Source organism: Streptomyces sp. Y1 (genome assembly GCF_041053115.1).
GTDB classification, from domain to species: Bacteria; Actinomycetota; Actinomycetes; order Streptomycetales; family Streptomycetaceae; genus Kitasatospora; species Kitasatospora rubellomurina.
In genome coordinates, this window is sequence record NZ_CP163445.1 from 5,256,745 (window position 1) to 5,274,892 (window position 18,148).

The window sequence follows — 18,148 nt, forward strand, 5'->3', positions numbered from 1 at the left end:
CGTGCGGCGTGCCCGGCACGGACCTTCCGTGCCGGGCACGCGGCGTTCCGGCCGGTACCTGGCGAACTTCGAGGAGCCGGTCGGTGAGGGCGAGCAGGTTTTGGCGCCCTGAGGGGCGTTCAGCAATGGTCCTCGACGTACACCATGCGGCGGCCGGAGTCGGAGCGGAATTCGTGGGCGGTGTAGCGGCCGTGGTCCGGGTCGCCGCCGGGGCCGCCGTAGCCGCGCTTGATCAGCTCCCACAGCTCGGGGCGCCGGTCGTCGGTGGTGGCTTCCGGGGCGAGGCCGCCCATGCGGCCCCAGACGAGGGCGGTTTCGAGCGTGCGGACGAGCCGGCGGACGGTGCGCAGGTCGAGGTGTTTGCGGTGCAGGGTCCAGGTGGTGCCCTCGTCGTCGAGGAGGGTGACGAGGCCGGGGGTGCTGCCGGGGTTCTGCGCGAACGTCTGCATGGGGAGCAGTTTTTCAGGGGCCCGCCGGGTGTTCCCAGCGCAGGTCCGGGTGGTCGCCGAGGCGGTAGGTGTGGGTGTGCTCGGTGAGGTGGAGGCGGACGGCGGTGAGGTCGGGGCTGCCGGCCTCGCGCCAGGCGGCGACGAGGCGTTCGACCTGCTCCCAGAGCTTGACCGGGCCGTACTCGCGGACCGTCCAGCCGTAGGTGTCGTCGACGACCTCGGCGAGGGAGCGGCGGGCGGGGTCGTGGAGCAGGTGGACGGTGGCGCAGTCGTCCAGCGTGGTGTGCAGCTCGCAGCCGGGGAAGGCGAGTTGGGCGAGCAGGGCCGGCGTCCCGGAGGTCAGCAGCGAGGGCGGGGTGCGCGTGTCGCGCCCCGGGGTGGTGCCGATGCCGGACCAGGGGTACGGCTCGGTGACGCGCGGCGGCATCGGTGAGGGGCCGAGGACGCGGCCGTCCGCCGTGCCGTCCGGGCGGGCGGTGAGCCGGACGAGCGCGGTGCCGAGCGTGGCGGTGATCGTCCCGCCGGGCGCGGTCCACCGCACCCAGCCGTGCGGGAGGCGGGTGACCGGCTCGGTCGCGATGACCCGCTCGTACGGGCCGGACGGCGAGGTGGTGAAGTCCGCCGCGTACCCGGCCTCCGCGAGGGAGACGCGGGCGTGCCCGGCGAGCGCGGCGTCGGCCTCGACGGCCGTGACCTCGGCGCCCAACTGGCAGAGCAGCGCGGTGGAGTAGCCCGTCCCGGCGCCGATGTCCAGGACGCGCGAGCCCGGGGCGACGTCCGCCGCCTCGATCAGCCGCGCGACCGCCGTCGCCCCGGGGAGGTGGCGGACGGGCAGGCCGCGGACGGGCCGCCAGGTGGCCTGGTCGGCGAGGTACCGCGCCCGGTTCCATTCCACCTGGAGCACCAACGGCCATTCGTTGTCCGCGAGTTCGGCGAGTCCGGCGGTGTCGGTCACGGTCCGCCACCCGCCTCGGGCGGGCCGGAACACCCCCGGCCGCAGGAACAGCGGGCGCGGCACGGCGGCGACGGCGGCGCGGAGCCGGGGGGAGAGGGAGGAGGGCGATGCGCCGGGTCGGTCCTGCATGGCCCCCTCAAGACTGCGGGAAAACGCATCTCCCGCCATATCTAACGTATAGCGCAAGGGGGGCCTTGCGGCAAGGCCCCCTCGGGGGCGCACAATCGCTGGCCTGAGATCGGAGATGATGCCATGACCCCCCTCTCGACCAGCGTGTTCGCCCTCCCCGCCCGCCTCGCCGCGAAGGCCGACCCGGCACTGACCGCCGCCGACGAGCGGCACTTCGCCGCCGTCGCGGAGGCGCTGGCGCAGGCGGTCGCCGAGGTGTCCGACCAGCTGGACACCCTGCGTCGCGCCCCCGGCGGCCTCGGCCGGGCGGCGATGGACCGGGACGTGGAGGTGCACCGCCTGTCCGCCCGCCTGCGCACCCTGCGCCGCTTCGGGCTGGACGTCTGTCTGGGGCGCGTCGTCACTGACGGCGACGGCGACCCCGTGTACGTCGGCCGCCTCGGCCTCACCGACAGTGAGGGCCGCCGCCTGCTGGTGGACTGGCGCTCCCCGGCCGCCGAGCCGTTCTTCGCCGCCACGCACGGCCACCCGATGGGCCTGGCCAGCCGCCGCCGCTACCGCTGGACGGCGGGCCGGATCAGCGACTACTGGGACGAGGTGTTCACCGCGGACGGCCTGGCGGGCCACGCCGCGCTGGACGACCAGTCCGCGTTCATCGCCAGCCTGGGCGGCAGCCGCTCGCCCCGGATGCGGGACGTGCTGGCCACCATCCAGGCCGACCAGGACGCCATCATCCGGGCCGGGTCGAAGGGCGCCCTGGTGGTGGACGGCGGCCCCGGCACCGGCAAGACCGTCGTCGCCCTGCACCGCGCCGCGTACCTGCTGTACGCCGACCCGCGCCTGGGCCACCGGCGCGGCGGCGTGCTGTTCGTCGGCCCGCACCAGCCGTACCTGGCGTACGTCGCCGACGTGCTGCCGAGTCTTGGCGAGGAGGGTGTAAGGACGTGCACGGTCCGTGACCTCCTCCCCGAGGGAGCGGGCGCGGCGCCGGAGGCGGACGAGGAGGTGGCCCGGCTGAAGTCCTCGACGGGCATGGCGACGGAGGCGATCGAGCGGGCCGTCCGCCTGTACGAGGAGCCGCCGACCGAGGGCATGACCGTCGAGACCTACTGGGCCGACCTGCCGCTCACCCCCGCGGACTGGGCGGACGCCTTCGCCGCCCCCGAGCCGGGCACCCCGCACAACGAGGCCCGCGAGCAGATCTGGGACGAGCTGACCGGCATCCTCCGGGAGAAGCTGGTGGAGGACGAGGACGAGCCGGTCTCCGACCAGCTCTTCCGCCGATCCCTGCGCCAGAACCGGGAGTTGGTCACCACCCTCAACCGCGCCTGGCCGATGCTGGAGCCCACCGAGCTGGTCGGCGACCTCTGGTCGGTGCCCGCCTACCTGCGGATGTGCGCGCCCTGGCTCGGCCCGGACGAGGTGCGGCTGCTGCAGCGCAAGGACGCCCCGCACGCCTGGACCGTCTCCGACCTGCCGCTGCTCGACGCCGCCCGGCACCGCCTCGGCGACCCCGACGCGGCCGCCCGCAAGCGGCGGCGGGAGGCGGCGGCGGAGGCGGAGCGCGAGCGGATGGCCGACGTCATCGGCGACATCCTCGCGGCCGACGAGGACGGCGAGGGCGCGGTCACCATGCTGCGCGGGCAGGACCTGCGGGACACCCTGGTCGACGACGGCGCCCTGCCGGAGGACCCGCTCGCCTCGCTGGAGGGGCCGTTCGCGCACATCGTCGTCGACGAGGCGCAGGAGCTGACGGACGCGGAGTGGCAGATGCTGCTGCAGCGCTGCCCGTCCCGCAGCTTCACCATCGTCGGGGACCGGGCGCAGGCCCGGCACGGCTTCACCGAGTCGTGGGAGGAGCGGCTGGCGCGGGCCGGCGTCGACCGGGTGCAGCTCGCGTCGCTCACCGTCAACTACCGCACGCCGGAGGAGGTCATGGCGGAGGCGGAGCAGGCGGTGCGGGTCGCGCTGCCGGACGCCAACGTGCCGACGTCGATCCGGCGGAGCGGAATTCCGGTGCGGCGCGGGGAGGTCGGCGAGCTGGAGGCCGTGCTGGCGGGGTGGCTCGCGGAGCACGAGGAGGGGACGGCGTGCGTCATCGGCGCTCCGGAGTTCCAGGAGCTGGCCCGGGTGCGGTCGTTGACGCCGACGCTGGCGAAGGGGCTGGAGTTCGACCTGGTGGTGGTCGTCGATCCGGCGGCGTTCGGGGACGGGATCGAGGGCGCGGTCGACCGGTACGTGGCGATGACGCGGGCGACGCAGCGGCTGGTGGTGCTGGAGCCCGGCGGCGCTGGATCGCGCTGCTGAGGGAGGAGTTGAGGAGCAGCGTGACGGCGCAGAGGACCAGGAGGAAGAGGAGGTTCGCGACGCCGGGGTCGGCGGCGCGGACGGGGTAGGAGGCGAGGAACCCGGCGCCCGCCCCGGTCGCGACGGAGAACGCTGCGGTGGCGACCAGGGCGGCCCGGGGTCGGGTCGGTGAGGTCATGCGGGGGAGGGGGCCGGGGGCGGCGGGCTGATGTCCTGGGGGCGGGTGGTCCACTCGGTACCGCCGTGCGGCGGGCGGAGGTAGACCAGGCCGGCGATGGTGTCCATGACGACGCCGAGGCGCTTGGCGCGGGCGTCGTAGGCGAGTTCGCCGGGGGAGGGGGCGGTGGGCGTGGGGGTCACACGAGCACCCAGCTGTCGAGGCGGACGGTGATCACCTTGTTGTTGGCGCCCACCACCTTGGCGGGGAGCGGGATGCCGCCGGGGCGGGTGAGCGTGAGGGTCGAGCCCAGCTCGGGGAACCACGGGTGCTGGGCGGCCTGTTCGCGACGGGCCCGGACGCCGGCGCGCAGGACGTCGATGATCTGGAGGACGACGGAGGTCGGAGCGGCGCCGAGGTCGATCAGGATGACGCCGGTGGCCGAGGCGCACGTCCAGTCGATCCCGGGGGAGGGGAGCTGGGTGCCGGCGTAGGAGAGGGTCGACTTGAGGTCGTCGAGCGCGTCGGCGGCCTCCCGGCGGTCCTCGGCGGTGATCTTTCTGAGCATGGAAGACATGGCGCGGGGCTCCTGGGGGATTTGATGATTGCCCATTCAGGGTGGGGGATCGGGCGCTACTCTGTGAAGGCGTATGGTCACAGCAAGTCGCAAGTTAGGAGCGGCCCATGCCCGCGCCCGAAGTCTCTCTCGGCGGTATGACCCCTCGCGAGTTCTACGCCTCGGAGTTGAAGAGGCTTCGGGAGGCGATGGTCCCGAGGATGTCGCAGGAGAAGCTGGCGGCGCTGGTGTTCGTTTCTGCTGGCTACATCGGGCAGTTGGAGACGATGGCCCGGGTGCCGCAGCTCGACCTGTCGAGGCGGATCGATGAGGTGCTCAAGACGGGGGGTGTGCTTGAGCGATTGCACTCGCTGCTGGACTTCTCGCGATTTCCTGATTACTTCAAGCACGCCAAAGAGCACGAGAGTCAGGCGTTGAGCATCAGCGAGTTCGCGGCGCTCATCGTGCCTGGCGTGCTGCAGACTCCCGAGTACGCGCGGGCGATCTTCATCGGTGCTGAGCCGACGCGTACGGACGAGCAGCTGACGGAACTGGTCGCGGCGCGGATGGAGCGCGCTCGGATTGTCGCCGATCCTGCGGGGCCTGAACTGTGGTTCATCCTGGACGAAGCCGTCCTTCGGCGTGTTGTCGGCACCCGCGGCACTTCGGCGGCTCAGCTGCGTCACATCGCGGATGTGATCAAGCGGCGACGTGCGGTCATTCAGGTGATCACGTACGAAGCCGGGGCGCATGCCTTGCTCGAAGGTCTGATGTGTCTGATGACTTTCGCTGAAGCACCTCCGCTGGTCTATACCGAAGGACCTCACGCTGGCCAACTTCTGGACGATTCTCAGTTGGTGGCCAGATGTCGCCGGGCCTACGATCTTGTGCGGGCCGTCGCATTGTCGCCGGAGGCGTCCCTGGCTCTGATCCTGTCGGCGGCGGAGGAACACGAGCATGCCCAATCAAGCCCAGCCGCTCGCCCGATGGCGTAAGAGCAGCTTCAGTGGTGGCAGTGGCGCCTCCTGTGTGGAGGTCGACGACGCCAACCCCGGCCGCGTCCGCGACTCGAAGGACCCGAGCGGCCCGGCCCTCGCCTTCACCCCGGCGGCCTGGCAGTCCTTCGTGACCGCCGTCCGCTCGGGCGAGTTCGGCACCACCGCCATCTGAGCCCGTTCGCATCCTGCGGCCCGGTCGTCGTCCGACGACCGGGCCGTCTTGCTTGCCCATGGCAGACCGTTCAGGTGAACCCGCAGCTCAGCTCCGATAGTTCGTCAACGATGGGTGCTACCAATTGCTGTGCACTCGGGCCTGAGTCACGCACCTCATCACAGCGAGAACGGAAGACCGTCGCATGGCAATCGCACTCCGCAAGACGCTCGCCGTCGCCGCCCTGGCGCTCACGGCCTCATTCCTCCCCACCGCCGGAGCCGGCGCCGCCGACACCGCCCACCGGGCCCAGCGCACCCCCAACCTCTACTGCCTCGCCAACGCCTGGGGCAGCGCGAACGTCTCGGTGAAGCCGTGCAACGCCGGTGACGCCGGCCAGCACTGGAGCCTCTCGGGCGAGCGGATCGCCCTCTCCAACGCGCCGGCCTACTGCTTCGCGAACGCCTGGAACACCGCGAACGTCGGCACCAAGCCGTGCGATCCCGGTGACATGGGCCAGTATTGGACCGTCACCGGCCAGCAGATCTCCCTCACCTTCGCCCCGGCCTACTGTCTCGCCAACGCCTGGGGTACTCCGAACGTCGGCACCAAGCCGTGCGACACCTCCGACCCCGGGCAGCACTGGGTGATCTTCAACGACGAGATCACCCTGGCGAACGCCTGATCCTCCGCCGCCGCGCCCGGGACGCAACAGTCCCGGGCGCGGCCCCTTTTCGCCCCACATCCTTCGCCTCGCCCGCCCCTGGCTGCCAGGATGTCGGCCATGGACTCCGGGGGCCCGCAGAGGCGGATCATCGACGACCGCTTCGAACTGCTCGAACGCCTCGGCGGCGGAGGCATGGGCCTGGTCTGGCGCGCCCGCGACACCATGCTGCACCGCGAGGTCGCCCTCAAGGAGGTCCGCCCGCCGGACCCGGCGCGGACGGCCGACGACCCCGCCGCCGCCCACGAGTTGCGCGAGCGCGTGCTGCGCGAGGCCCGGGCGCTGGCCCGCCTCCAGCACCCGAACGTCGCCGTGATCCACCACATCGTCGACACCCCCGAACACCCCCACCCCTGGCTCGTCATGGAGCTCGTCACCGGCGGCAGCCTCGCCGACCGGCTCGCCCGCGGCCCGCTCACCGTCCCCGAGGCCGCGCGGATCGGACGGGGCGTCCTCGCCGCGCTGAGCGCCGCCCACGCGGCGGGCATCCAGCACCGCGACGTCAAACCCGCCAACGTGCTGCTGCGCGCGGACGGCACCCCCGTCCTCACCGACTTCGGCATCGCCGCGGTGCAGGACGCCACCACCCTCACCACCACCGGCGCGCTGATCGGCTCGCCCGAGTACATCGCGCCCGAGCGCATCCGGGGCGAGGAGGGCAACCCGGCCTCCGACCTCTGGTCGCTCGGCATGCTGCTCTACGTCGCGGTCGAGGGCCGCCACCCGCTGCGCCGGTCCACCGCGCTGGCCACGCTCGCGGCCGTCCTGGACGAGCCGCTGCCGCCGTCGACCCGCTCCGGCGCGTTCGGCCCGGTGCTGGCACGCTTGCTCGCCCGCGACCCCGCCGCCCGGCCGGACGCCGAGGAGCTGGACCGGGTGCTCGCGGCCGCCGAACGGGCGGAGGCGCCCGCACTGCGGGCGGCGGAGGTTCCCGCTGCGCGCCGGAGTCGGCGACCGGCCGTGGTGACGGGCGTCGCGGCGGCCGTCGTGGCCCTGGCCGTCACCGCCGGGTGGCTCCTGAGCCCGGACGCCGGCCGGGGCGCCGCGACGGGTGGCGGCAGCGGTAGCAGCCCTTCCGTCCGGACGACCGCACCGGGCGCGGCCGTTCCGACCACGACCGCCGCCGCCGGTTTGGTACCTGGGCCGTCCGCCTCCGGTACCGCACCTGCGATCAACTCGCCCCGGACCATGGCCCTGTCGGTGTGCCCGTCCCCGGCCGTCACGCTGGAGCTGGCCCCCGCGGTGAACTCCTTCCCGGCAGGGGAGAAGCCGCGCCTCGTCCTGACCGTCCGGAACGCGGGCGGCGACAACTGCCGCGTGGACCTGGGCCGCACGGCTTCCGCGCTCACCGTGACGAGCACGACCGGTGAGCGGATCTGGTCCTCGGCCGACTGCCCCAGCGATTCGGGCAGCGTTTGGGTGGAGGTCCCGGCCGGTTCCTCGCAGGCCGAGACCTTCACCTGGGACCGCAGCCGGAGCAGGCCGCAGTGCGCGCCACCGGAGCAGCCCGCCGCGCCGACCGGCACGTACCTGGTGTCGGCCGCGCTCTCCGGTGTCTCGGGCGGCGAGGTCGCCGCCCGGACCACGTTCCGGATGGCGGGCTGAGTTCCGATCGGTCACCTGCCGCGCTGATCGTCCGCCGCCCCGCCCGGTTGCCGGCGGCGCCTGCGCTGCACGGCCCGGACGATGTCCGTCCCCGCGAGCTCCAGGAAGACCGAGGCCTCCGCCATCCTCGCCCCGGCCGGTGTGGCCGGGCCGAGCAGGTCCGCCCCGCCCCGCGCGAACTCGGCCAGGGCGGCGTTGCGTTGGGCGCTCGCGAGCATCGCCCGGTACCAGATGTCGTCGTCGACGACGTACCGCTCGCGGGGGCCGTTCTCGTCCCGCTCGCGCCGTACCAGCTCCTGCCCCTCCAAATAACCGATCGCCTTCGAGACCGAGGCCGGGCTCACCCCGAGCCGCTGCACCAGGTCGGCGGCGGTCAGGCTGCCGCAGTCGGTGACGTAGAGGCACGCGAGCACCCGGCCCACCATGCGCGGCATGCCGAGGTGCGCCAGCAGCTCGGCGAGCTGCCTCGCGTACTCCTCCACCGCCGCCGGGTCGCGCCCGTCGCCGGTGCTCGCGCTGCCCTCCGGCACCCGGGGTGCCGAGGCCCTGCTGCGCCGGGAGCGCCGTACGGTGGCGCGCTGCGCGTTGTCCGCCCGGTAGCCGGACGGGCCGCCGTTGCGGGCGATCTCGCGGGTGACCGTGGAGGTCGGGCGGGCGAGCTGCCGGGCGATCTCCCCGTAGCCCAGCCCCGCGGTGAGCCCGGCGGCGATCGCGCGGCGCTCTTCCTGGGTCAGTCTGGCGCCTGGCACGGGCGCTCCTCTCGTCGCCGCCGAGTATGCGCCTGCTTCCGATTCCATTGCAACAGTCGGTCGCCGCCCTGATTGCATTAGTCGACAAGCTCATTGCAAGGAATTACCGCCTCTCACCTGGGAGTTCATTCCTGACCAGCGCTCAGGGCATTGATGGGTTCGCGAACACCGGCCTAATGTTTTCCCCGAAGCGAAACAGCATCCGACCCACGGGGGAGACCACCATGAAGACCATCGTCCGCGCCGCTCTCGCCGCCGCTCTGCTCGCCTCGGTCTCGGCCCCGGCCGCCGTCGCCGCCGAATCCTCGCACGGCGCCGACCACGCCGGCGTCCGGGCCGTACTCGACCGCGCGGTGACCGAGGGCGGCCTGCCGGGGGCCCGGGCCGAGGTCCGCGACGGCGACTCGACCTGGTTCGGGACGGCCGGCACCGCCGACCTGGACACCGGCCGCGCGATCGCGGCGAAGGACCGGTTCCGGATCGGCAGCACCACCAAGACCTTCGTCGCCACGGTCGTCCTCCAGCTGGCGGCCGAGCAGCGGCTCGGCCTGGACGACAGCGTCGAGCACTGGCTCCCCGGCATGGTCGACGGGTACGGCTACGACGGCTCCAAGATCACGATCCGTCAACTCCTCAACCACACCAGTGGCGTCTTCAACTACGCCGAGGACCCGGCCTTGGGGAAGGAGTTCGTCGGCACGCCGTTCCTGCAGCACCGGTTCGACGACTTCACGCCGCGCCAGCTCGTCGAGGACGCGGTCGCCAACGGGCCGAAGTTCGCCCCCGGGACCGGCTTCGCCTACTCCGACACCAACTACGCGCTCGCCGGGATGATCGTCGAGAAGGCCACCGGCCGCAGCCTGCCGCAGGAGATCGCCGACCGGATCGCCAAGCCGCTGCACCTCAAGAACACCTACGAACCGGCCGCCGGCGACATGGGCATCCACGGCCCGCACGGCCGCCACTACTCCCAGCTGATGGCGAAGGACGTCGACACCGCCCCGATCTACGACGTGACCGAGCTCAACCCCTCCTGGGGCTACGCCTCCGGCGACATGATCTCCACCAACGGCGACCTGAACACCTTCTTCCGCGCCCTGCTCGAAGGCCGGCTGCTGCCGCCGGCCCAGCAGCGCGAGATGTTCACCACGGTGGACCCGCAGGGGCACTGGATCAAGGACTCCCGGTACGGGCTGGGTGTCTCCTCGCAGAAGCTGTCCTGCGGGACGGTGTGGGGCATGGGCGGCGCGATCAACGGCTCCTGGTCGTACACCTTCGGGACGCGCGACGGGCGTCACCTGCTCTCCACCGAGGTGAACGGCGACTGGGCGAAGGGCGGCTTCGGCTCGCCGATCGGGGTCTTCACCGCCGAGCTGGAGGCGGAGTTCTGCCCGGCCGCCGCCTCCTGAAGGCCGCTGGCAGTCGGGGTGTAAGGAGGGGCGCCCGCCCTTCCGCCCGCCCCTCCGCCAGTCGGCCGCCCCTGGGAGGATCGGGGCATGGCCAACCTCCCCGTCGCCCCTCGCCCGCTGAACCCCGCCGAACGGGCCCTGCTGGAACACGTCCTCTCGGCCGACGTCCCCGGCGCCGCCGAGCTGCGCGGCCAGCTGGACCGGACCGAGGTCGTGGCCCGGTGGGGGCCCGGATCGGTGAGCGTCGACCTCCGGGTCCGGGAGCCGGTGCGGCACGCCGGGGCCTCCGGGCTGCTGCCGGTCGGCGCGGCCGTCCACGACGAGGCCGGCGAGTACATCGGCGAACTGCTGGTGTGGACGGCCGGGGGCGCGACCCTGTCGGCCCTGGAGTACGCCTGGGTGACCGACGAGATGCCGCGCGTGCTGCCGCCCGTCGAGCGGGTGCGGATCGAGTGGTAGGCCGGGCATCGGGCGTGTAGGCCGGGCGGAGCACTCCGGGGGCCGGGCCCGGGCCCGGCGTGTTAGCAATGGCCCGAGGGCGGGGGCCGTCGCACACCACTCCAGGAGACTGAGTTGTCCCACCACCTCAGCGGACCGAACCTGCGCTCACCCGAGGGCGACGCGCGGCTCGACCTCACCGACCTGTTCGCCTTCGCCGCGCCGGAGCCGGGGCGGACGGTGCTGATCATGAACGTCAACCCGATCGCGCCGACCGGCGGCGAGGCCTTCCACCCGGACGCGGTGTACCGGATCAACGTCGACACCGACGGCGACGACCGGGCCGACATCGCCTTCAGCTTCACCTTCTCCGAGCCGGCGGGCGGCGCCCAGACGATGACCGTGCGGCGCGCGACCGGCGACGGCGCCCGCGACCACGAGGCGACGGGCGAACAGCTGGCGGCCGGCGTGCCGGTGAGCTTCGGCAAGGAGCCGACCGTGGTCGAGGCGGGCCCGTACCGGATCAGCGCGGGGCTGCGCAGCGATCCGTTCTTCGCCGACCTCGACGGCATCGCCGCCAAGTTCCAGTGGACCGGCGTGGACTGGGGTGCGGACAAGAACGTCTTCGGCATCGTGCTGGAACTGCCCGACACCGAGCTCGGGCCGGACCCGCGGATCGGGGTCTGGGCGCGGGTGAGCGTGCGCAAGGACGGCCGGCTGGTGTCCGTCGACCGCGGCGCGCACCCCTCCCTCACCGCCTACTTCAACCCCGAGGACGCCAAGGACGCCTACAACGCCGCCGAGCCCGCCGACGACTGGGAGGCCTACGGCAAGGCCTGGACGGGCGTCCTCCAGCACTTCGGCGACTACACCACCGACGCGGCCGAGGCCCAACTGCGGGTCGTCCTGCCGGACATCCTCCGCTACGACCGCGACCGCCCGGCGGGCTACCCCAACGGGCGCACCCTGACCGACGACGTCACCTCGGTCCGCCTGACGATGCTCACCGACGGCAAGGTCCCGACCGACCGCATCGGCCCCCACACGGACCTCCTGCCCGCCTTCCCGTACCTCGGCCACCCGCACTGATCGGGGCGGGTGCCGGCAGATCCGGCCAACGATCCAGGCGGTCGGGCCCGGCTCGGCCCGAGGTCCCGTACGGTGCTGATCATGGACATTCTGATCGTGGGTGGAAGTGGCTTCCTGGGTCGGGAGTTGACGCGGCAGGCGGTGGCGGCCGGGCATGCCGTGACGGCGACCTTCGCCAGCCGGGCCGGTGGGGTGCGCGGGGCGGACTGGCTGCCGTTGGACCTGCGGCGTGACGAGGAGGTCACCCGGGTCCTGCGCGAGCGCCGGCCGGAGGTGGTCGTCAACGCGGCTGCCAGCAGGACGGATTGGGCGATCACGGCGGAGGGGGCGATCCGCCTGGCGGTGGCCGCCAACCAGCACGGCGCCAGGCTGGTGCACGTGTCCAGCGACGCCGTGTTCTCCGGTGCGGACGGCCGCTACGACGAATCCGCCGTGCCCGACCCCGTCACCCCGTACGGGGCCGCGAAGGCGGGGGCCGAGACGACGATCCGCCTGCTCGCCCCGGCCGCGGTGGTCGCCCGCACCTCGCTGATCATCGGCGAGGGCGACTCCGAGCACGAGGCGTTCATCCACGACCTGGCCGCCGGGCGGCGGGAGGGCGTGCTGTTCACCGACGACATCCGGTGCCCCGTCCACGTCGCCGACCTGGCCCGGGCGCTGCTCGAACTGGGCGCCTCGGACCGTTCGGGCATCCACCACCTCGCGGGGACGGACGCGCTCAGCCGCCACGAACTCGGGCTGCTGGTCGCCGCCCGCGACGGGCTGGACCCTTCGGCGCTCGCCACCGGCCGCCGCGCCGAGACCGGCACCCCGGGCGCGCTGGACGTGCGCCTGGACAGCGCGCGGACGCAGCGGATCCTGCGGACCCGCCTGCGCGGCGCCCGCGAGTTCCTGCGCGCCGCGCTGGGCGGGTAACGCCCGTCCCCCGCGCCGGAAGTCGACGGGATCGACTCCGGCGCGGGGGACGGCTGCCGTCAGGCGGCCCCGGCGTTCGCCCGGCCGAAGTGGCGGGCGAAGAAGCGGACGGCGCTGTCGGCCTCGAAGCGGGGGAGCTCCTTGTGGCGGCCCGCGTTGGCGTGCAGCGTCTTCTCCTTCGAGGCGAAGGCGTCGAACAGGGCGAGGCCGGCCTCGCGCGGGATGTGCTCGTCGTCCCACTGGAGGTCGTACTCGACCGGGATGGTGATCCGGCGGGCCTGGTCGGCGAGGGTGTCGGGCCAGTGCTGCCCGAAGACGGCCGCGGTGATCCTCGGCTCGACGGCGACGAACGGGATGCCGATGGCGGTGCCCATGTTGATGCCCCAGTAGCCGACCGGGCCGTCGGCGCCGATCTCGGGGAGCCGCTGGAGCGCGTCGAGCGTGGACTGCCATTCGGGCAGGGAGAGTTCGGCGAGGTGGTCGTTGTACCGGACGACGATCGGGCCGACCGGCTTGCCCGCGGCCATCGCCTCCTGCATGACGGCGATCTCGGCCTCGTCGTGCTCGCTGCGGGGCCGGTCGCCGTGACCGGGGGCGTCGAGGACGGCGACGTGGTAGCCGCAGCCGAGCACCAGGCGCCGGGCCCGGCCCGTCATCGCGGGGTGCTTCTTGTGGTTGCCGCCGCCGTGGCCCATCAGGACGAGGGGTGCGCGCTCGGCGCAGACGGCCGGGGACCAGAGCACACCGGGGACGCCGCCCACGGTGAAGTCGCGTTCGCGGACGCCGTTCGTCGTGGACTCGGCGGTGAACCGGAGAATGGTGGAGGACATAGTGATCACCCTTTTTCGGGAGAGCCTGCGTTGGTGTTCAGGCGCTCCCCGGCGATACCTACGTCTATCGGCCGGCCGTGATGGAAAGGGGGAGCACCCACGTCGTCACTGCGTTCACGGGTCTCACCTCCTCGGTCTGTCTCACGGACGAGAGAAAGCTAGCACCCCTTCCGGAGCCCCTCCACCCCTTTTTTCCGCGCCGACCTGACCACCGGTCGGGCGCCCGCTCGACCGTGCCGCCGTGGCGGGGGAGATGCTGTCGTCATGACTGAATCCACGCTGCGGCACGTCGAGTTCGGCTCCGGCACCCCGCTCGTCCTGATCCACGGCTACACCGTCGACCACCGCATCCTGCTGCCGCTCGAACCCCTCTTCGCGGAGCGCCCCGGCTGGCGCCGGCTCTACCCCGACCTGCCCGGCCACGGCGCCAGCCCGAGGCTGGCCGTCCGCACCACGGCGCAGGCGATGGCCGAGGCGCTGTTCGCCTGGATCGACGCCGAGTTGGGCGACCGGCCGTTCGCCGTGCTCGGCCAGTCCTTCGGCGGCCAGCTGGCCCGCGCGGTGACGGCCCGGTACGGGGAGCGGGTGCTGGGCTCGGCGCTGCTGGTGCCGGTGGTGCGCTGGGGCGGCGGCCGTACGCTGCCCGAGGTGACCGTGGTGGAGCGGGACGAGCCACTGCCGCAGGAGGGCGCCGCCGTCGCCGAGCGCGTGCTGTTCCCGTACGTCATGGCCCGCCAGACGAAGGAGAGTTGGGAACGGTTCCAGCAGTACGTGATGCCCGGTGTGCGGGCGTACGACCAGGTGGCCGCGGCCGAGCTGGACCTGGAGTTCATGCTGCCGCAGTGGCCCGAGCACCAGGTGCCGCCGCACCGGGGCCGCCACCTGCTGGTGACCGCCCGGCAGGACGCCCTGGTCGGCTGGCGCGACCAGCTGGAACTGCTCGACCACTACCCGCGGATGGCGGCGGCGCTGCTCGACGGCGTCGGCCACAACCCGCAGCTGGAGAGCGCCGGGACGGTCCGTGGCCTGGTCGGCGACTGGCTCGACGCCCTGCGCTGAACCCTCCGCCGAGAACGGCGAACGCCCCCGCGACCCGCCCGAGGAGGGCCGGTCGCGGGGGCGCCGGGGGCCGTCACCCGTCAGGGGCTCAGCCGATGGAACGGGGGAGCCGGGTGGTCAGGTACAGGACGGTGAACGAACCCGTGAGCTGGATGCCCAGGCACAGGGCCAGCGCCCGGTCCATGCCGAGGCTGGGGGAGAGGGAGAGGTAGAGCGTGCCGAGGGTGGCGACGCCCAGCGCGAGGCTGGACTGCTGGCCGGTGGCGAGGACGCCGCTGCCGACGCCGGCCCGGGCGGCGGGCACCTTGGACAGGACGACCCGGAACAGCGGAGTGCCGATCAGGCCCTGCCCGATGCCCGCGAGGGCGACGCCGGGGGCCATCCGCAGCGGCGAGAAGTGCGACCAGTCGGCGAGCACGGTCAGGGCGAGGGTGGCCAGGCCGAGGGCCTGGACGACGGCCCCGGCGCTGAGCACCCGGCTGCCCCAGCGCCCGATCAGCCGGGGGCCGGCCAGCGAGGCGGAGAAGTAACCGACCGCCATCGGCACCAGCGCCCAGCCGGCCGCGACCGGCCCGAGCCGCAGGCCCTGCTGCAGGGCGACGGCGATGACGAACATGAAGCCGCCGAAGCCGGCGAAGTACGGCACCGCGATGCCGAGGCCGCGCCGCATCTCGGGGACGCGCAGCAGGGACGGCGGCACCAGCGGGGTGTCCCCGCGCCGCTCGGCCCGGCGCTCGACGACGGCGAAGGCGGCGGCCAGGACCGGGAACAGGGCGAGCAGCACCCACGACCACACCGGCCAGCCGGCCGCGCGGCCCTCCATCAGCGGGACGAGCAGGGCGAGCAGCGCGGCGGTGAGCAGCAGGGTGCCGGGCACGTCGACCCGGGCGGCCCGCTCGGCCCGGCTCTCCGGGACGTACCGGACGGCCATCACGACGGCGAGCAGGGCGAACGGCACGTTCAGCAGGAACACCGAGCGCCAGCCGGTGCCGAACACGTCGGCGGCGACCAGCATCCCGCCGAGGACCTGCCCGATGACCACGGAGATCCCGCCGACCGCGCCGTAGACGCTGAGCGCGCGGCCCTGCCGGGCGCCCGTGGTGGCGGCGGTGATGGTGCCGAGGACCTGCGGGATCAGCAGCGCGGCCGAGGCGCCCTGGGCGGCGCGGGCGGCGACCAGGCTCCAGGCGTCGGGGGCGAGGCCGCAGGCGAGCGAGGTGAGGGCGAAGGCGGTGGCGCCGATGATGAACAGCCGGCGGCGGCCCAGGTTGTCGCCGAGCCGTCCGCCGAGGACGAGCAGGACGGCGAAGGCGATGCCGTAGCCGGCGGCGACGAGTTCGAGGACGGCGGGCCCGGCGGCCAGGTCGTGGTCGATGGTGGGGAGGGCGACGTTGACGATGAAGAAGTCGAGCATCGGCAGGAAGGCCCCGAGCAGGACGGTGACCAGCCCGGCGGTGCCGAGGGCGGGGGTGGCGCTGCGGGCGGTGGCGGTGGCGGTGGCGGTGGCGGCGGTGGCCGGACGGATCGGGGCTGGGGCGACGGCGAGTCGTTGAGTCACGGGTCCTACGATCGGGCACGCCGTACCCTGGTACCAGAGTGTGGTTATCCAGGTATAAGAAGTACCTGGCAACAGGTTCCGAGCTACCGCATGCTGGGGAGCATGAGTCTCATGACGCAGGCCGCACAAGCCCGTACGCCGCGCACCGGGGCCCAGGCGACCTCATCGGTGGCCTCACCGGCGGACCGGCCGCGCGCGACCCCCGACGAGGCCCGCCGCCACGACCTGGCCGCCTTCCTGCGCAGCCGCCGCGAGCGCCTCGCGCCCGAGCAGGTGGGCCTGCCGATGACCGGCCGCCGCCGCACCCCGGGCCTGCGCCGCGAGGAGGTCGCGCAGCTCGCCGCGGTCGGGGTGACCTGGTACACGTGGTTGGAGCAGGGCCGGGACATCCAGGTGTCCGTCCAGGTGCTGGACGCGGTGGCCCGCGCGCTGCTGCTCGACCCGAGCGAGCGCGCCCACCTGTTCACCCTGGCCGGCGCGGACGACCCGGCCCCGGTGAAGGAGTGCCCCTCGGTGACGCCGGGCGTGCGGCTGCTGCTGGAACAGCTGTCGCCGTTCCCGGCCGTGGTGCTCAACTCCCGCTACGAGATCCTGGTGTCCAACCCGCAGTACCAGGCCTTCATCGGCGACCTGGACGAACTGCCGCCCGAGGACCGGAACCTGATGTGGATGGCGTTCACCCCGTCGCGGTTCCGCGAGGTGCTGATCGACCACCGCACCGAACGCCTCAGCATGGTGGCCCGGTTCCGCGCGGCGATGGCCGAACACGGCGCGGAGCCCGCCTGGAAGGCGCTGCTGGCCCGGCTGCGCAAGGCGTCCCCGGACTTCGAGGAGGCCTGGCAGCGGCACGACGTCCTGCTGCCGACCAACGGCGTCAAGCGCTTCCAGGTGCCCGGCGTCGGCCTGCTGCGCTGCGAGTACACCAACTTCTGGCTCAGTCCTGGCCTCGGTACCCGGATGGTCGCCTACACCCCGCTGGACGACGAGACCCGCGCCCTGATGCACAAGCTCCCCGGCTAGGAATCGAAGCCCTGCCGGACGCGCACGCCCCGCCCGAGCAGCAGGCACACCACCGCGAGCGGCAGCTCCACGCAGCAGGCCATCGCCAGCGCGGTGAGCACCGCGTGCCCCGGCCCGGCGAGCGAGACGTCGGCCAGCGCGTCCGCCGCGAGCAGCGCCGCCGTGGCCGCTGCCGCCCACGGCGCGGCGGCGCTGCGCCGGCGCAGCAGCCCGTCCAGCGAGAGCAGCGCGGCGAACTCCACCAGGTCCAGCACGACCCACGGCGTCTCGTGCTGGGCGGCCAGTACCAGCAGCCAGGGCAGCAGCGCGACGGCGGCCGCCACCGGCACCTTGGCGAGGCGCCCGCGCAGCGAGGGCAGGGACGGCGCGGCGAACGCGACGGCGGTGCTCACGCGGCACCCCCGACCCACGCGGCCGGCGCCTCGACACCGTGCGACGCGACCCCGCGCGGCTCGCGCACCCGCCGCAGCGGCATCCGCTCGACGGCCCCGCCCGCCGGGTGCTCGACCAGCACCGCGCCGAACGGGCCCTCGGCCCCGGCGATCCAGAACTCCCCGGCGACGACGGCCACGTCGGCCGCGACCGAGCGCCGCGCAGTCCGGAGCGCCCACAGCGACCCCCGCCCGGTGAACACCACCGAGGGCGCCGTGCCGTCCGCCGCCAGCCGCCCCCAGGCGAACACCTGCCGCGCCCGGGCCCGCCCGCGGGCCGGGCCGCGCCAGGCGCCGCGCAGCAGCTCCGAGGTCAGCCGGGCGGCGACCAGGACGTCGGCCAACTCGCCGTCGCGGTACAGCTCCAGCGCGGCCCGGCCGCGGCCGGCGGCACCGGTGCCGACCGACCGGACCGACCAGGGCCCGGTGCCGACCGGCAGCGTCCCCTCCGGCCCCGCGGCCGGACGGAGCGCGCCCCCGGGGACACCCCCGTGGTCCCCGGGGACGGGCCGCCCGTGCGGCGGGGTGGCGGAGTGCGATGCGGTGAACGTCATGCCGTCAAGACTCCCGTCCGACCGGGGGTGTTGTCGGTGGTGCCGCACACCGAATCGGGGGTGGT

Annotated in this window: 20 protein-coding genes; 11 read left to right on the plus strand and 9 right to left on the minus strand. The window is 73.7% G+C overall.

Annotated features, from left to right (window positions below):
• Positions 1–119: 119 nt before the first annotated feature.
• A complete protein-coding gene (locus tag AB2U05_RS22715; protein WP_045693657.1) occupies positions 120–449 on the minus strand; it encodes a hypothetical protein in 330 nt (109 codons plus the stop codon).
• A gap of 13 nt (positions 450–462) precedes the next feature.
• The gene (locus AB2U05_RS22720) at positions 463–1,533 is read right to left on the minus strand and encodes a protein-L-isoaspartate O-methyltransferase (protein WP_369184078.1); all 1,071 of its coding nucleotides are present in this window, start codon (positions 1,531–1,533) and stop codon (positions 463–465) included.
• Positions 1,534–1,656: 123 nt separating this feature from the next.
• Here AB2U05_RS22720 and helR point away from each other — a divergent pair, with 123 nt between their 5' ends.
• Positions 1,657–3,840 carry an RNA polymerase recycling motor ATPase HelR gene (gene helR, locus AB2U05_RS22725; protein ID WP_369184079.1) on the plus strand — a complete coding sequence of 728 codons (2,184 nt, stop codon included), beginning with the start codon at positions 1,657–1,659 and terminating at the stop codon, positions 3,838–3,840.
• 174 nt (positions 3,841–4,014) lie between these two features.
• On the opposite strand, the gene AB2U05_RS22730 is transcribed toward helR, so the two are convergent.
• Positions 4,015–4,200 (minus strand): hypothetical protein, encoded by a 186-nt coding sequence (locus AB2U05_RS22730; protein ID WP_369184080.1) that lies wholly within the window; start codon positions 4,198–4,200, stop codon positions 4,015–4,017.
• Positions 4,197–4,565, minus strand: a complete 369-nt coding sequence (locus AB2U05_RS22735; protein ID WP_369184081.1) for a hypothetical protein — start codon at positions 4,563–4,565, stop codon at positions 4,197–4,199. Before AB2U05_RS22735 ends, AB2U05_RS22730 begins: the two co-directional genes overlap by 4 nt.
• A 116-nt stretch (positions 4,566–4,681) precedes the next feature.
• On the opposite strand from AB2U05_RS22735, the gene AB2U05_RS22740 reads away from it, so the two are divergent.
• From AB2U05_RS22740 to AB2U05_RS22755, 4 genes are all read left to right on the plus strand, one after another.
• Positions 4,682–5,548, plus strand: coding sequence for a helix-turn-helix domain-containing protein (locus AB2U05_RS22740; RefSeq protein WP_369184082.1), 867 nt, complete (start codon positions 4,682–4,684; stop codon positions 5,546–5,548).
• Positions 5,511–5,723, plus strand: a complete 213-nt coding sequence (locus AB2U05_RS22745) for a DUF397 domain-containing protein (protein WP_369184083.1) — start codon at positions 5,511–5,513, stop codon at positions 5,721–5,723. Before AB2U05_RS22740 ends, AB2U05_RS22745 begins: the two co-directional genes overlap by 38 nt.
• A 184-nt stretch (positions 5,724–5,907) precedes the next feature.
• Positions 5,908–6,387 (plus strand): ricin-type beta-trefoil lectin domain protein, encoded by a 480-nt coding sequence (locus tag AB2U05_RS22750; RefSeq protein ID WP_369184084.1) that lies wholly within the window; start codon positions 5,908–5,910, stop codon positions 6,385–6,387.
• Positions 6,388–6,486: 99 nt separating this feature from the next.
• Entirely contained in the window at positions 6,487–8,031 is a 1,545-nt protein-coding gene (locus AB2U05_RS22755) for a serine/threonine-protein kinase (protein ID WP_369184085.1), read from the plus strand.
• Positions 8,032–8,042: 11 nt separating this feature from the next.
• Here the strand turns inward: AB2U05_RS22755 and AB2U05_RS22760 are convergent, their stop codons facing one another.
• The gene (locus AB2U05_RS22760; RefSeq protein WP_045693662.1) at positions 8,043–8,780 is read right to left on the minus strand and encodes a GbsR/MarR family transcriptional regulator; all 738 of its coding nucleotides are present in this window, start codon (positions 8,778–8,780) and stop codon (positions 8,043–8,045) included.
• 224 nt (positions 8,781–9,004) lie between these two features.
• On the opposite strand from AB2U05_RS22760, the gene AB2U05_RS22765 reads away from it, so the two are divergent.
• The 4 genes from AB2U05_RS22765 (at position 9,005) to AB2U05_RS22780 (ending at position 12,631) form a co-directional block, all read left to right on the plus strand.
• On the plus strand, positions 9,005–10,189 hold the full coding sequence (locus tag AB2U05_RS22765; protein WP_369184086.1) for a serine hydrolase domain-containing protein: 1,185 nt from the start codon (positions 9,005–9,007) through the stop codon (positions 10,187–10,189).
• An 87-nt stretch (positions 10,190–10,276) separates the two neighbouring features.
• Positions 10,277–10,648, plus strand: a complete 372-nt coding sequence (locus AB2U05_RS22770; RefSeq protein WP_369184087.1) for a hypothetical protein — start codon at positions 10,277–10,279, stop codon at positions 10,646–10,648.
• A gap of 114 nt (positions 10,649–10,762) precedes the next feature.
• Positions 10,763–11,716 (plus strand): DUF4331 family protein, encoded by a 954-nt coding sequence (locus AB2U05_RS22775; RefSeq protein ID WP_369184088.1) that lies wholly within the window; start codon positions 10,763–10,765, stop codon positions 11,714–11,716.
• Between the two features lie 81 nt (positions 11,717–11,797).
• Positions 11,798–12,631, plus strand: a complete 834-nt coding sequence (locus AB2U05_RS22780) for an NAD(P)-dependent oxidoreductase (RefSeq protein ID WP_369184089.1) — start codon at positions 11,798–11,800, stop codon at positions 12,629–12,631.
• A gap of 59 nt (positions 12,632–12,690) precedes the next feature.
• On the opposite strand, the gene AB2U05_RS22785 is transcribed toward AB2U05_RS22780, so the two are convergent.
• Positions 12,691–13,461: an alpha/beta hydrolase gene (locus tag AB2U05_RS22785; RefSeq protein ID WP_369184090.1), complete on the minus strand. Its 771-nt coding sequence runs from the start codon at positions 13,459–13,461 to the stop codon at positions 12,691–12,693.
• A gap of 264 nt (positions 13,462–13,725) precedes the next feature.
• Between AB2U05_RS22785 and AB2U05_RS22790 the strand changes: the two genes are divergently transcribed.
• Positions 13,726–14,520 (plus strand): alpha/beta fold hydrolase, encoded by a 795-nt coding sequence (locus AB2U05_RS22790; RefSeq protein ID WP_369184091.1) that lies wholly within the window; start codon positions 13,726–13,728, stop codon positions 14,518–14,520.
• Positions 14,521–14,608: 88 nt separating this feature from the next.
• On the opposite strand, the gene AB2U05_RS22795 is transcribed toward AB2U05_RS22790, so the two are convergent.
• A complete protein-coding gene (locus AB2U05_RS22795) occupies positions 14,609–15,967 on the minus strand; it encodes an MFS transporter (RefSeq protein WP_369185983.1) in 1,359 nt (452 codons plus the stop codon).
• Between the two features lie 213 nt (positions 15,968–16,180).
• On the opposite strand from AB2U05_RS22795, the gene AB2U05_RS22800 reads away from it, so the two are divergent.
• Complete coding sequence (locus tag AB2U05_RS22800; protein WP_369184092.1) at positions 16,181–17,098, plus strand: helix-turn-helix transcriptional regulator; 918 nt, start codon at positions 16,181–16,183, stop codon at positions 17,096–17,098.
• Here AB2U05_RS22800 and AB2U05_RS22805 read toward each other — a convergent pair.
• Both AB2U05_RS22805 and AB2U05_RS22810 read right to left on the minus strand, forming a co-directional pair.
• Positions 17,095–17,490 carry a hypothetical protein gene (locus AB2U05_RS22805; RefSeq protein ID WP_369184093.1) on the minus strand — a complete coding sequence of 132 codons (396 nt, stop codon included), beginning with the start codon at positions 17,488–17,490 and terminating at the stop codon, positions 17,095–17,097. The two genes, AB2U05_RS22800 and AB2U05_RS22805, sit on opposite strands and share 4 nt — an antisense overlap.
• Positions 17,487–18,083 carry a hypothetical protein gene (locus tag AB2U05_RS22810; RefSeq protein WP_369184094.1) on the minus strand — a complete coding sequence of 199 codons (597 nt, stop codon included), beginning with the start codon at positions 18,081–18,083 and terminating at the stop codon, positions 17,487–17,489. Before AB2U05_RS22810 ends, AB2U05_RS22805 begins: the two co-directional genes overlap by 4 nt.
• Positions 18,084–18,148 lie beyond the last annotated feature (65 nt).